This window comes from Paenibacillus sp. FSL R7-0179 (genome assembly GCF_038002265.1).
GTDB lineage: Bacteria > Bacillota > Bacilli > Paenibacillales > Paenibacillaceae > Paenibacillus_AQ.
Genome location: NZ_JBBOCC010000002.1, coordinates 2498565 through 2511769 on the forward strand (window position 1 = coordinate 2498565; position 13205 = coordinate 2511769).

The following is a 13205-nucleotide window of genomic DNA, read 5'->3' on the forward strand; positions in this document are numbered from 1 at the left end:
AATATGGGAGAGGAGCGGCAAGGATGACCCCTTATCTGCGCAGTGAGCTGGCAAAAGAGGCTCAGCTTAATATGGAGACGCTCAGGTTCTATGAGAAAAAGGGGCTGATCCCGCTGCCGCAGCGTTCAGCAGGCGGGTATCGGCTGTATCCGGAGGAGACGCTTCTCCGGATTGCTTTTATCCGTAATGCCAATACTCTGCGGAGATTCCATCGGAGCCACGCTTGCGCTGATGACCTTAATTACGCTGCGGGAGCAGGGGGATAGGCTCCCTGCTGCTGCCTGCCTTCTATCTCCCCATGCCGATCTTGTTCATTTGGACGGGGAGTCTTATGACAGCTGTGCGGGAACGGACCCGACAGGAAGCCGGGAAGCGAATCAGAAGATTATTCTGGAATATATGGGGGACTTTGGCGGTGCGTGGCCTGCGATATTGTCACCGCTAAGAATGGATCTCCGGGGCTTGCCACCCTTGCTCATACAGGCGGGGAATCATGAGGTGCTGCTGAGTGATGCAGAGCGCTTGGCTGAACAAGGAAGGGCGGCGGGCATCACTGTAGAGCTTCAAGTCTGGGAGAACATGTGGTGCGCCTTTCAGCTGATGGCTGCCATGCTTCCTGAAGCGCAGCAGGCCATCGGAAATATAGGCAGCTTCATTAAGAGAATAGCGTATCAGTCAACAGAGTCAGAACAGCAGACGCAGTAGCATCAGCGTCACAATACCGGTTATTACAGTGGCCAGCAGACTGCGGGTCTTGACGGCTACCCAGAAGGTGGGGAGGGCGGCGATTAGCTCCACATTGGTGGACAGGACTGCGAACCTGCCGCCGGTTACGAGCAGCTCTTGGGCAACCAAAGCAGCCATGACTGCAATCGGCACATAGCTCAGCCAGCGCATGCCCCATTCCGGGATCGTGATCCGGCTTAGCAGCATCAGCGGAAGGACACGCGGAATGAAGGTAACGAACGCGGCTCCGAGAATGATCATAGCAATATCAAGTCTTATTTCCATTGTTCCATCACTACTCCAATCGTTGAGGCTACCAGCGCGGCAGCTATGACACCCATACTGGGTGACCACAGCACAGAGACGAGCACGGCCACCGCAGCAGCTGCTATTCCGACAGTGATATCCCGTCTATACTTGCGCCGTCCCATAATGGTCAGGACCAGCAGTCCGATGAACATAGCCGGAAGGGCGAAATCCAGTCCCCACTTCTCGGGGCTGGATATCCATTGACCGAGAATAGCGCCGGCGATATTGGCCAGGAACCAGTTCAGATAGGCGGTAATATTCAAGCCGTGCATCCATCTCTCGCTGATTTGCTTCCTTGCGGCACTCTTCTGAATGGCTACGCCGAAGGTCTCATCTGTGAGCAATGAGCCGATCAGCAGGTTGCGCAGCGGGGGCAGATGCCGGAAGTAAGGCGACAATGCTGCGCTTAACAGCAGATGACGCAGGTTAACCAGCAGAATCGTAATGACAATCCCGGAGGCGCTGCTCCCGGAGGCAATCATACCAGCGGCAATAAACTGGGCCGAACCGGCATACAGGATAATTGAGATCATGGCGATTTCGGCAAGGGTCAGCCCCGCTGTTTTCTCCACAACTCCTGCGGCGAACCCGATACTGAGATAACCGAGCAGAGTGGGGAGGCAGTCCTTGACCCCTTGCCAGAACGTATCGCTGCTCTCCGGCACACTTGGGCTCTCTGTAACCAGGCTGCCGCCGGATAGCGGCTCCTGATGAATGGATTCTGGCTTCACAGGCATGCTCCTTCCGGGTAATGGAATAATGACTAGAACAGAGTTAGCTTGAAAACTGTAAAAAATGAACCTCAGGGGTGTTAAAGTCTGAGAATGAACAATGAGCTGCTATTAGGACGATCCTGCCCCGTCTGCCGTCTGCTACTCTTACATATAAATAGGTGATTGTATTTCATGCAATAGAAAATGCATAGCTGACCGTGAAATGAGAATCTATTGTATTTCATACAGTAGAATGTTGTGTTTTGGATGAAAAATAGCCCTTTCTCAACATTCAATTGTACAGAATACAGTAGATTCTATTTCAAAGTCTTTTTTACAGTATTCTAATGTACAAAATGCAGTTGCTATCACTCCAGCGCCAACATACAGCATACGAATGACTGCTGCGGGATTAGCACTGGCTCATTAAGGTCCGGTAATGATCATATTCACACGTTTAAATCTATGGATTAGGCGCCGGTAATAAATACATTGTATTAATATCTAATAATTCATAGCGAATTGCAAGGGAATATTAGCTGTAACTGTAAAAACTGTGAAAAGGGTTCCGCCGTCCGCAGAGCGATCTGCGGCAGCGGAACCCTTTTGGAGTTCACGGTTATTTCAACACCAGTACGCCGAATCCTTCCATCGTATAGCTCCCCGACAGGGTCTGGCCGCTTAAGAGATCCGTCTTGGCTGTCTTAAGCACAATCTGTGCCGGTTCTTCGCTGTAGTTGAGCAGGAACGCAACACCGGAAGAGACGTCTTCCCCTGTGGAGCGAATCTGCAATTCAACCTCAGGCGGCAGCTCCGCCCAATCTGCGGCTGGCGAGACCAGACCCAGGCTGCCAAGCATCTGCAGCACAGCAGGCTCATTGAACACAGCCCCGTAATACCACACCTCGCCTTGGCCCCGGGTGTTACGGGTTACTGCCGGTTTGCCGGCATAGTAATCGGTCGCATAGGTTGCCATAATCTCGACACTATCCTCTTCCACCTGCAAAATGTCATTGAAGGCATCTGCACCCGTCAGCGCTTCAGGGTCATGGTTCCACCGGATGGAGGTCGGCTTGCGCGTTCCTTTGACCAGCGTGAATTCTTCAACCGTAACCCCGCACATCTCCTGCGCCGCTCCGGGAAAAGGCCGCATGTAGCATTGTCCGGTAATATCCTTATAGCCTGTGCGGCAGCCGAAGACCAGCTTCCCGCCTTGCTGTACATACTGGTCCAGCAGGGCTGCCGTATCATCGGTCATAATCGCCGGATGCGGGTAGACCAGCACCTCATAGCGGGCAAGCTCTGCAAGGGTGGTATGGCTGCGCAGGTACAGCACGTCATTCGGAATATGCTTCCGCTGCAGAGCCTTGAACCATTCCTTGTTGCTCTGCCACATGAACGGGCCGTGCCAGACATCATATTCCCCGTCCCACTCATTGTCATAATCACGCACGATGGCAATGCTCGCCTGAGTCCGGCTGCCGATGAACTGCGGACCGATGCTCGCCAGCTCGCGGCCGATCTGCTCCGCCTCTCTAACTCTCCGGTTAGGCTGGTTATGGTAGTCGTTCAAGCCATGCCAATAGATCTCATTGCCCATCGTGGCGGTCCGCCAGCGGAAATAGAGCAGCATGTCTGCGCCGTGGGCGATGGACTGGTACGTCCAGAGCCGCATTTGTCCAGGCTTTGGTGAAGGCATGTCCAGCCGGTTAACCCAGCCTCCCGGACCGGATTGCTGCTCCATGACACAGAAGTTGCTGCTGACCGAACGTACAGCCGACAGGGACAATCCCCAGCCGCGGTCAAGCATCGGGTTCACCTCAGCCGGATCGAAGCCGATGGTGGAGAACTGCGGGTACGAGTCATAGCTGAAGAAATCCAGCAGCTGATCATTCAGCTCATGGCTGTCCAGGTGTCCGAACAGACCGTTCGTGGTCACCCACTGATTAGGGGCCAGTTCCCGGAGGATATCAGCCTGGATTGTGGCGAAATGGATGGTGTTATCTGAGATGAAGCGCTTCTCATCCAGAGCCTGGTGAGGGTTCGGCTGGTTCGGTGAAGGGGTAGGCCGGGTGAGGCAGACCTGTGACCAGCTCGTATACGTCTGATTCCAGAACACCGTGCCCCAAGCCTGATTAAGCTTGTCCAGGGTGACATACTTGTCCTGAAGCCAAAGGCGGAAGGCCTGATGATCACTCTCCGAGTAGAACACATTGATCTCACAGTTCAGCTCGTTGTCAATCTGCCAGCCGACAACACCCGGATGATTGCCGTAATGTTCAGCGAGCTTCGTTACGATTCGGGCACAGAGCTCGCGGTATTTGGGACTGCTGTAATTGTAATGGCGGCGCATGCCGTGCTGTAGCGTCACACCTTCATAAGTAACATTCAGAGCCTCTGGGTACTTCTCGGTAAGCCAGGCAGGCGGAGTGGCCGTAGGCGTTCCCAGAATGACCTTCAGCCCGTGGCTGTGCGCCATGTCGACCGCGCGGTCAAACAGATCATATTGAAACACGCCTTCTTCCGGTTCAAAAATGGACCAGGCGAACTCAGCCAGACGTACAATGGTGAATCCGGTTTCAATCATACGGCGGTAATCGTCAGCCCACATGGATTCAGGCCAGTGCTCGGGATAATAGCAGACGCCCAGTTCAAATCGTTCTGCTGCAACAGGTTTCTTCATCATAACCTCCAAGTGTAAAAATATGCTTTATTTAAGCTACCAATCTATTGTATTATCAGCAGTGTATCCACTTATATAACAGAATATTGCTATTATATGATTATATTGCGTGCTTGAGTCAGCGCATGGCAGGAGGAGATTCACATGAGAAAGCACTGGGTTCTGCCGCAGCCCGCTTATGCCCACTATGTATGTTATCCTGAGATGCTGGGGCATTACAGCGACTTCCCGGAGCATGCAGAACGCAGAAGCGAGGGGTTCCTGAACAGCTACAATCTCCACATGGTTTTCGGCGGAGAAGGGTACGTATTTCAGGGAGGGGAGCGGATATCCATGAGGCGGGGCAGCGGGTTTCTTTTCCCCAGGGGAGCTTATCAGCAGTATGGTTCTGATCCCGGAGACGCCTGGGATGTGCGCTGGATGCACTTCACCACGGCGATGCCTCTGACTATGCTGGAGGAGGCGGATCAGACACGCGGCTACTTCTTCACCTTCGATCCCGCCACCGGCTATGAAGCGCTCTTCGAGGAAATGTACCGGCTCAGCGCAGGCTATGAGACCCGGAGTGAACCGCGCCTCTCTACACTGCTCTATGAGATTCTGGTTACGCTGATGCAGAACTCCGAGCCGCTCCACGGCTCCGTTCCGCTGGAGATCCGGCATTCCATCCGGCTTACCGCCGACAGAATCTACAGTGAGTGTGAGCGGTCCTGGACGCTGGAGTCCATGGCCAGCCTTGCCGGTTACAGCAGCTACCATTTTCTCCGTCTGTTCCGCAGCATTATGGGCAAGACGCCGAACCGGTATTTAAGCGATTGCCGGATGGCCCGGGCCAAGCTGCTGCTGGCTTCCACCAAGCTGTCCGTTGCGCAAATTGCGCTGCAGAGCGGTTTTCAACAATCCAGTTATTTCATCAAGGTGTTCAGACAGCTCGAAGGGATGCCGCCGAACCAATACAGACGTTCCTTCAACTCATAGAATCAAGCTTTTTTAGGACCAAGTATCAAGAAAGTTTGTTACATTTATGGCAGTTTTCACACCGTGGCAGCCTTGGTTGAGTAAGAGAAGGTTACAAATGGAAACAAAGGGTTACAAAGTGGATACAAATTCCACGCGCTGAGCAACTATACTATTGCTAGTAAATACATCTGGAGGGAAATAAATGAGAAAGTATAGAGTTACATATGCTGCATTGCTGGTGAGTTCACTCGTTGCCGGCCAGGTGGCTGGAAGTATCACTGCGCCTGCTGCACATGCAGCCCCGGCGGCGAAGCCCCCCGCAGTATCCGCTCCGGCGGCATTCAAGTTCAATTCCGTTCCCATGGGTGCCGGAGTGACCGCAGTACTGGAGAATATCAACATATGGAGCCAGCCTGGCGGGAGCATTTTGTCATACACACTTAAATATACGAATTCAGGCAATTCAAGCGCCAGCTTAATGCACTATTTCTCACGTGTGGTCACTCCGGGAGGTTCAGTGCTTCCGGGTAATCCCTTAGGTGCGGATGCCCTGAAGAAGAAAGTCGGTGCCAAAGAAAGCCTTAGCGTGACCTATTATGTAAATGTGGGACAAACCTCCTCTTTGCAGGGGATTAAAATCTCGATGCTGGTCTGGGATGCCAAGACGAAAGGGTATCTGAAGCAGGCGGGATCTTTTGGAGTGCCCGCTAATTATTCAACTACGGCTGCAGTTGGAACAAGCCTAGGTACAGTCATGAACGACATTCCCGTCGCAGCCAGTGCAGACTCTCTCCAGCTCTATAAATACAGCGGAAAGGTCTATGCCAAAGTAGGAGTCAGTCTAACCAACAAGGGCAATAAGGTCCTCAGTGATCCGGGTTATTCGGCGTATCTGGTATCTGCCAGCGGCACTTCCTTCGAGCTGGCGCTGAGCGGCACACAGGCGGATTACAAAATTCAGCCGCAGGAGAAGCGGAGCATTTATTACATTACCGAAATCCCGGCCTATCTCAAAACAGATAATATGAAGCTGCAATTCACGAAGAAGGATGAAACCGCGAAGCTGGAGCTGGCCAAGTCCTCTTATAAGCTGCCTGCAGCAAGCTCGCCTAATCTGGTTGTCGGCAGCGGGGTAGTCAAAAAGATTGTAGTCAATAACAACACAGTAGACACGCTGCTCCGCAATGCCAATGTGTACGCACAGGATGCAGATGCGGTATGGACGTTCCAGATGCAGCTTAAGAATACCGGCAACAGGGCGGTAACCCTGCCTAGCTACGACCTGGCGGTCAAATCGGTCAAGGGCAAGGTCTTTCCGGTGAGCTCCAAAGGTGTAAGCGGAGTAACCCTCAAGCCGCTAGAGACCAAAATTGTACCGCTTACGGTCAAGGTGCCGCTTGAAGTCGATCAATCCGGGTTGCAGCTTATGATGATAGAGTCGGTAGGTGCTGAGAGCATTAATGTACCTGAATCAAACGGGACCGGCGAGTCAACCGGAAATACCGGTAATACCGGTAATACTGGGACTCCATCCGCTGCGGCTCCTGCAACACCGACTGCCAAAATGATTTTTCCGGTAGCCTACTTTGTCATTCCATATGCACTGCGTACGGAAGTCACGACTGGCCAGGAGTATATGACCACGAATTCATACGGCTCCTTCTCGTACAGTATAGAGTCTCTGCAGCGTTATCCTTGGAGAGATGATGATATGCTGGCTGCCAGACTGAGAATCACCAATACCCAGAACGTATCTCTTACGCTGCCTGAGCTGAAGGGAACCATTAAGCTGGATAAAGAAAGCCTGCCCGTGACTACAGAGCTGTATATGGACAATAAGGATACTTCTGTCCTTGCGCCAGGGAAGTCGGCAGAGCTGTATGTACTTGGCAAAATCGCCTATACGTCAGAGTTCCAGGATATGCGGATTGTCCTGAACGGCACACAGAATTCAGAGACCGCTGCGTTCCTGGATGTCAGTGTCAGCAACTCGATTAACAGTATTCCGACCATCGAGCAGGGCAAGAGCTACACCATTAGCGGCAAAGGCAAAACGGCCAGCGTACAGGAGAACCGGACAACGGTCTACCAGGGAGAAAGCCACAATCTGGTATACACAGAGCTCTATTTGAGCAGTGAAGAGAAAAGACAGAGCAAAATGGCCCGTCTCCAGGCTTACTTTAAGACCAAGGACGGACAGTATTTCGAGGCAGGCACCAGCCAGTCGGAGAACAGCGCGTCTCCGGGCGCCAAGCAGCTCGTGGTCTTATGGGCTAAGGTGCCTAAGGCTACGGACCTCGCGGATGTCTCGCTCTACCTGGGTGCCGGTATCAAAGAAGGCAAGCTGATTGAGGCCAAGGAAGAAGCTACCGGATTCGTCAATGTGGCTGCGCTTCAGCTGAATCCGCAGGCGAATGTACCGAAGAATACACTGGAATCCACGGTATTATATCCTTATACGATTTCTGTTCTGACCTCTGAAGGCAAGCGGATGAAATCATCAGACACTATAGATATTACAATGAATTACAGCCTGAGGAAGGATAATATCTACGATGCAGGGGTTCTGGAGCATAAGCTGATTCTGCAGATTACCGATCCGTTAGGCATCGCTACCGAGAAGGTTCTTACACTGGGCACAGACCTGATCGAAGGGACGAACAACCAGTATTCCTTCTCCCTCAGCAGACCCTTGTACAAGACGATGGACGGCGGCGCTTATAAGTTAGCTTTCTATGATGAATTCCAGGGTGAACGTCTGATGCTGGGCAGCCAGTCCTTTATAGTCACTAACGTGGTTCCGAACAAGACACAGGAATAACCGTCATCCGCTCAACTAAATATACCGCCAAAAAAGGAGCAGCTTCCATGTTGCGTGTTGAAGATATTACGCATTCGTACAAAAGCGGTAATGAATGGACCTCCGTTCTTCATAAAATCAATTTCGCCGTCAAAAAGGGAGAAATGGTTGCCCTGCTGGGCAGTTCAGGCTCCGGTAAGTCAACGCTACTCAACCTGATGGCCGGCTTGATGAAGCCCACCGAAGGTCATATCTACATTGCTGATCAGGACATTGTGAAGATGGGCGAGAATAAGCTTGCCGAGTTCCGCCGCAAGAACATCGGATTTATCTTTCAGGCGTATGAGCTGATTACCAGCCTGACGGTCCGCGAGAACGTGGAGCTGCCGCTCGTCTTCCAGTCAGTCTCTCCCAGGGCCCGTAAGGCCAAGGCGCTTGCGCTGCTGGAACAGGTGGGGATTCCTGACAAGGCAGATCTCTTCCCCTCGCAGCTCTCCGGGGGACAGCAGCAGCGTGTCAGTATCGCCCGGTCACTGATCACAGAGCCGTCGGTCATCTTCGCAGATGAACCTACAGGAAATCTGGATTCCAAGACTGAGGAAGAGATTATCGGCATTCTGCTGAACCTGAACCGTACGATGAAGACGACATTTATTGTCGTTACGCATGAATATAAGGTGGCTGAACAAATGCAGCGGATTTTCACGCTGAAGGACGGCTTCCTGGTCACCGAATCGCAGACAGAACCGCACTCAGTAACAGAGCCGCAGAGCGAACCGCAGCTTGAGCTGCAGACAGAAGTACAGATGGAAGAGCAAATTGCTGAGGAAGCTGAACCGCAGACCATGGTAGAGGTCGAAGAACAATTAGCTGCAGGAGCTGAACAGGAAGCTGTAGAGCCGCAGACAGCAGCAGCGGATGAAGATCCGCCGGCTGAGGAACCTGAACACCAGACCGCTGCGGAAGCTGATCCTCCAGAGGGAGGGAAACCGTGAAGATCAGAGACATTTCACGGATGGCCTGGGAACAGGTCAAACGGCGAAAGGTAGTTACAGGTCTGTGTATGACCGGGATATCCATCGGCTGCGCAGCCATTATCGTAGCCTTGAGTGTGGGCCAGTCGGCACAGGTCTATGTGACTGAACAGGTGAATGCCAACTTCAAAATGGATGAGATTATGGTCTCGCCTGGCGGAGGAATTCCGTCGAACGGTGGCCAGAGCGCAGGCGGCGGATCGGGAGGTGGGGCCGAGAACCTTGATCAGGGCAAGCTGACTGACCAGAAGCTGGAGATTATCCGCGGACTGAACCATGTGAAGGCGGCTTCGCCTTTTCAGGAGGCCGGATATCTCCAGATACTAACGGTAGACAACAAGATCTCGGATGTGAAGATTGTGGTGACTGATCTCCAGAAGCTGACAGCCTATGATCACAAATTCAAACAGGGCGGGGCGAACGACCAGGTTGGAACGGTAGTGCTTAATCACGGGGCTACCCTGGGCCTGATTGATCTGGAGACCCGGGAGAAGCTGTTCGAGCAGATGAGCAGCGGGCCGTATAACCCCGAGCTGTATCAGCAGTATGAGAAATTGTCCACAGTACCGTCCGAGTTGTACCGTAAGCAAGTCCAGATTCAGGCTCAGGATTACAGTTCTACTTCACAGACAATCAAGCTTAGCTCGCCGCTTCAGGTCGGCGGCATTCTGGCGCTTCCCAAGGGAATGGATGATCAGCGGGCCTCTTACGACAAGATTATGTATATGTCGCCGGAGACCGCCCAGCAGCTCGCCAAGGAGCTGACCTTCGATAATTCTACTTCCAGTTCACTCAGTCTCCCGCCGGAAGGAAGCTACAACTCGGTTACGGTCAAAGTAGACGATGTGGCGAACATCAAGCCGGTGGAGCAGATGATTCAGAAGCTGACCCTGAACGCTCAAGATAATCTGTACCAGCAGGAGATGCTGAAGGAGCAATTTGATATGATCAAAATGGCGGCGCTCGGCATCGGGGTATTCATCCTGATCATCGCCTCCATCTCGATCATAGTGGCCATGACCATGTCCACTCATCAGCGGCGGCGCCAGATTGGTATTATGAAGGTCCTCGGGGCTAACATGGGGCAGATCCGCAACATGTTCATTACCGAAGCTGCACTTCTGGGACTGCTCGGGGGTATGCTGGGTGTCGCTTTCTCCTATTTAATTGTCATGGCACTTAACAAGCTGGTAGGCAGCGCAGGGGAGGGGATGAATTTCTTCATTCCGGTGATGAATCTGCCGGTCGGAATGTCCTTTGCCATTATGACCGGTGTGCTGTCGGGGATCTATCCGGCGATCAGCGCCTCCAGAACCGATGCATTAACCGCTATTAAACGTGACTAACCCTAAGCTAGAAAGGAAGCCGAAACGATGAAGAGGACTCTAAAGAAGAGCCTGAAATGGATTATAATCTTAGGTATTATCGGAACTGCGGGTTATTTCGGATATACCAAATTCTTCAAGGCTGATGAGACTGCGGATCTCCCGCCTGAACCGATGCAGGTAATTAGCTTCCCGGTAACAGAAGAGACGTTGACCAGCTCAGTGCAGATCAAGGGCAGATCGCAATACCAGCAGGAGACGCTGGTGTATGCCCCCTTTGCTTCCAAGGTCACTTCCTGGAAGGTGGAGAACGGGGCACAGGTGAAGAAGGGCCAGGTGCTCTTCACTCTGGATCAGAGCACACTCCGTAATGAGATTGCTACAGCGGAAGCGACTGCCCGTAAGGCGAAGCTGGAGGGGGAGCTGAACGCTTTTGTCAGCCAGCAGGAGGATGATTCCTCGGCCCCGGCCGGAACAGAAGCAGAACGGCTAAAAGCCTTGGCTGCCCAGGAAACCGCCCGTCTGAGCGATGAGCTGAACCAGGTGAATGCCGAGATTCAAGCCAAAGAGCTTGCGGAGAAGAAGGCGAAGCTGAACACTGCGGTATACCATGCACCGGAGAACGGGATCTTCCTCTTCGACAGCAGCACGGAGCGGCCGCAGACCGTCACCGACAATCAGTACATTGGTAAGATTGTGGACACGAACAAGGTAGAGTTCATTGCGCAGGTCGGGGAGCAGGACATCTTCCGCATCAAAAAGGGTATGAAGGTAAAGGTGAAGATGACCGCCGTAAAAGATCTGGTCCTGAACGGAGAGGTAACCGGAGTGGCCAAGTTCGCCACAACGACTACCGGACAGAACACAACCGGCCAGCTTCCGCAATTTGAGGTAGTCATCTCCATGCAGCCGGACGAGCATTTGATTGGCGGCCTTAGCCTGAGCGGAGACGTGGAGACCTCGCGCAAAGAGAAGGCGGTGGTTGTATCCAATATCGCCGTCATCCGCGAAGGGGATCTGGCCTTCGTGATGGTGGACAAAGGAAACGGCCAGTACGAACGCAAAGAGATCAAGACCGGAATGGAAACGACTGATAAAACTGAGGTGTTATCGGGACTGAAGGCAGGAGACACCGTGGTTCTGCAATAGTTAGAAGCAGTTGATAGCAGTTGAAAGCAGTTGAAAGCAGTTGAAAGCCCCAAGCCCGGGTGATTTCCGGGTTTGGGGCTTTTCTGCGGATTGTAGCCTGTGTGGAGGACAGTAGCAGGCTGGCCCCACTTATTGCTGAAAGCTTGGAGTATTTTTACTTTCGCATGAACGGCTTGCGCCAAGCCTGGATGTCACTGTTCAAGCCAGCAAGATCAGGCAAGGGCACCGCTTCGTCCGTTAACTGATACTTGTCCTTCAGCGCCAGAATACGATAGACACTCTCGTCAATCCGTGCTTCGGAGATGCTGCCGTTCTTGACACTGTCCAGCAGTGCGGCACGCACGGCTTGCTCGTTCTTGTATTCATGGGCGACCAGCAAGATATCGCTGCCGGCCAATACGGATTCTATTGCTGCAGCAGGGAGGCTGTAATTCTTAATGATCGCACCCATGGTCATGTCATCCGTAATGACTACTCCTTCGTATCCCATCTGTCCGCGCAGCTGCTGGCCGATAATCACTTGAGACAGCGACGCTGGCTTGTCCGGGTCGAGCTTCGGATATAGAATATGGGCCACCATTACAGCATCGGCCTTCTCCCGGATCGCTGCCTGGAATGGCTGCCATTCCAGTTCTGCCAGCTGGGTCTCTGTCTTGTTGATCACAGGCAGCTCCAGATGTGAATCCACCGAGGTATCGCCATGGCCTGGATAATGCTTGACCACGGGAATGACGCCTGCGTGCTCAAGCCCCTTCATCTCGGCAATGCCTAGCCGGGTGACCAGCTCTGCGCTGTGGCCGAAGGAACGGTCACCAATTACCGGATTATCCGGGTTGCTGTTGATATCGAGCACCGGCGCGAAGTCCATATTGAAGCCGGAGGATTTCACCGCCCGTCCGAGCAGCTCGCCCATCTTTCCGGCAGCGTCGGCATCGTCTCCTCTGCCGACAGCTGCGTTCGAAGGGAAAGCGGCATAGTCATCAGGAAGACGGCTGACCTTGCCGCCTTCCTGATCGACACTCATGAACAGCGGCGCGGGATTCCCCGCATTGCTCTGCTTCAAGGCGTTGGTCAGCTGCACCAGCTCCTTCAGGCTGCCGACATTACCCGAATACAGAATGATTCCGCCCACCTTGTCTTCGGCAATCATCTTCCGCGCTTCAGCACCTGCTGATTTGCCTTGGACGCCGACCAGCAGCATCTGCCCGATCTTCTCCTCCAGGGTCATCCCGGCGAGCTTCCGGGAGACGGGGTCAGGAGTGGCCGAAGCCTCAGGTGACGGTGTCGCTTCTGCTTCGGTTGCCGCAGGTGTCTGTGCAGCAGCCGGAGAGGCAGACGCCGCTGCCGGGGCGGAGCCGGTACCGGTGCTGACCTGTGCGGAATTTCCATTCCCCTCACAGCCGCTTGCCAGAAGCAGGCAGGCGGAGGCGGCGAGCGGGAGGAGAGAGCGGCGGAGGGGACTATTGTTTATCTTTTGAAGGCTGAGCCATTTCATCAGGGGAATCT

Annotated in this window: 10 protein-coding genes and 1 pseudogene; 7 read left to right on the forward strand and 4 right to left on the reverse strand. The window is 53.3% G+C overall.

Annotation, left to right across the window (positions count from 1 at the left end):
• Positions 1-23 precede the first annotated feature (23 nt).
• On the forward strand, positions 24-266 hold the full coding sequence (locus MKX63_RS27345) for a MerR family DNA-binding transcriptional regulator (RefSeq protein WP_341021621.1): 243 nt from the start codon (positions 24-26) through the stop codon (positions 264-266).
• Complete coding sequence (locus MKX63_RS27350) at positions 232-705, forward strand: alpha/beta hydrolase (RefSeq protein ID WP_341021623.1); 474 nt, start codon at positions 232-234, stop codon at positions 703-705. The genes MKX63_RS27345 and MKX63_RS27350 overlap by 35 nt, the downstream gene beginning before the upstream one ends.
• Here MKX63_RS27350 and MKX63_RS27355 read toward each other — a convergent pair.
• From MKX63_RS27355 to MKX63_RS27365, 3 genes are all read right to left on the reverse strand, one after another.
• Positions 685-1011 (reverse strand): AzlD domain-containing protein, encoded by a 327-nt coding sequence (locus tag MKX63_RS27355; RefSeq protein ID WP_341021626.1) that lies wholly within the window; start codon positions 1009-1011, stop codon positions 685-687. The two genes, MKX63_RS27350 and MKX63_RS27355, sit on opposite strands and share 21 nt — an antisense overlap.
• A complete protein-coding gene (locus MKX63_RS27360; RefSeq protein ID WP_341023310.1) occupies positions 1002-1721 on the reverse strand; it encodes an AzlC family ABC transporter permease in 720 nt (239 codons plus the stop codon). The genes MKX63_RS27355 and MKX63_RS27360 overlap by 10 nt, the downstream gene beginning before the upstream one ends.
• A 646-nt stretch (positions 1722-2367) precedes the next feature.
• The gene (locus MKX63_RS27365; protein ID WP_341021628.1) at positions 2368-4431 is read right to left on the reverse strand and encodes a beta-galactosidase; all 2064 of its coding nucleotides are present in this window, start codon (positions 4429-4431) and stop codon (positions 2368-2370) included.
• Positions 4432-4575: 144 nt separating this feature from the next.
• On the opposite strand from MKX63_RS27365, the gene MKX63_RS27370 reads away from it, so the two are divergent.
• From MKX63_RS27370 to MKX63_RS27390, 5 genes and pseudogenes are all read left to right on the forward strand, one after another.
• Positions 4576-5409, forward strand: coding sequence for a helix-turn-helix transcriptional regulator (locus MKX63_RS27370; protein WP_341021629.1), 834 nt, complete (start codon positions 4576-4578; stop codon positions 5407-5409).
• Positions 5410-5593: 184 nt separating this feature from the next.
• Positions 5594-8212: a hypothetical protein gene (locus MKX63_RS27375; protein WP_341021630.1), complete on the forward strand. Its 2619-nt coding sequence runs from the start codon at positions 5594-5596 to the stop codon at positions 8210-8212.
• Between the two features lie 47 nt (positions 8213-8259).
• A pseudogene (locus tag MKX63_RS27380) lies at positions 8260-8925 on the forward strand (ABC transporter ATP-binding protein); the annotation flags it as partial.
• A gap of 257 nt (positions 8926-9182) precedes the next feature.
• Positions 9183-10571: an ABC transporter permease gene (locus tag MKX63_RS27385; RefSeq protein WP_341021631.1), complete on the forward strand. Its 1389-nt coding sequence runs from the start codon at positions 9183-9185 to the stop codon at positions 10569-10571.
• A 27-nt stretch (positions 10572-10598) separates the two neighbouring features.
• Positions 10599-11699 (forward strand): efflux RND transporter periplasmic adaptor subunit, encoded by a 1101-nt coding sequence (locus tag MKX63_RS27390; protein WP_341021632.1) that lies wholly within the window; start codon positions 10599-10601, stop codon positions 11697-11699.
• A 154-nt stretch (positions 11700-11853) separates the two neighbouring features.
• Here the strand turns inward: MKX63_RS27390 and nagZ are convergent, their stop codons facing one another.
• Positions 11854-13194, reverse strand: a complete 1341-nt coding sequence (nagZ, locus tag MKX63_RS27395) for a beta-N-acetylhexosaminidase (RefSeq protein WP_341021633.1) — start codon at positions 13192-13194, stop codon at positions 11854-11856.
• Positions 13195-13205: the final 11 nt, after the last annotated feature.

Excerpts from the sequence above, each read along its gene's own strand:
- MKX63_RS27355 (WP_341021626.1), bottom strand. The coding sequence starts at position 1,011 with ATGGAAATAAGACTTGATATTGCTATGATCATTCTCGGAGCCGCGTTC.
- MKX63_RS27390 (WP_341021632.1), top strand. The coding sequence starts at position 10,599 with ATGAAGAGGACTCTAAAGAAGAGCCTGAAATGGATTATAATCTTAGGT.
- MKX63_RS27345 (WP_341021621.1), top strand. The coding sequence starts at position 24 with ATGACCCCTTATCTGCGCAGTGAGCTGGCAAAAGAGGCTCAGCTTAAT.
- MKX63_RS27350 (WP_341021623.1), top strand. The coding sequence starts at position 232 with ATGACCTTAATTACGCTGCGGGAGCAGGGGGATAGGCTCCCTGCTGCT.
- nagZ (WP_341021633.1), bottom strand. The coding sequence starts at position 13,194 with ATGAAATGGCTCAGCCTTCAAAAGATAAACAATAGTCCCCTCCGCCGC.
- MKX63_RS27370 (WP_341021629.1), top strand. The coding sequence starts at position 4,576 with ATGAGAAAGCACTGGGTTCTGCCGCAGCCCGCTTATGCCCACTATGTA.
- MKX63_RS27365 (WP_341021628.1), bottom strand. The coding sequence starts at position 4,431 with ATGAAGAAACCTGTTGCAGCAGAACGATTTGAACTGGGCGTCTGCTAT.
- MKX63_RS27375 (WP_341021630.1), top strand. The coding sequence starts at position 5,594 with ATGAGAAAGTATAGAGTTACATATGCTGCATTGCTGGTGAGTTCACTC.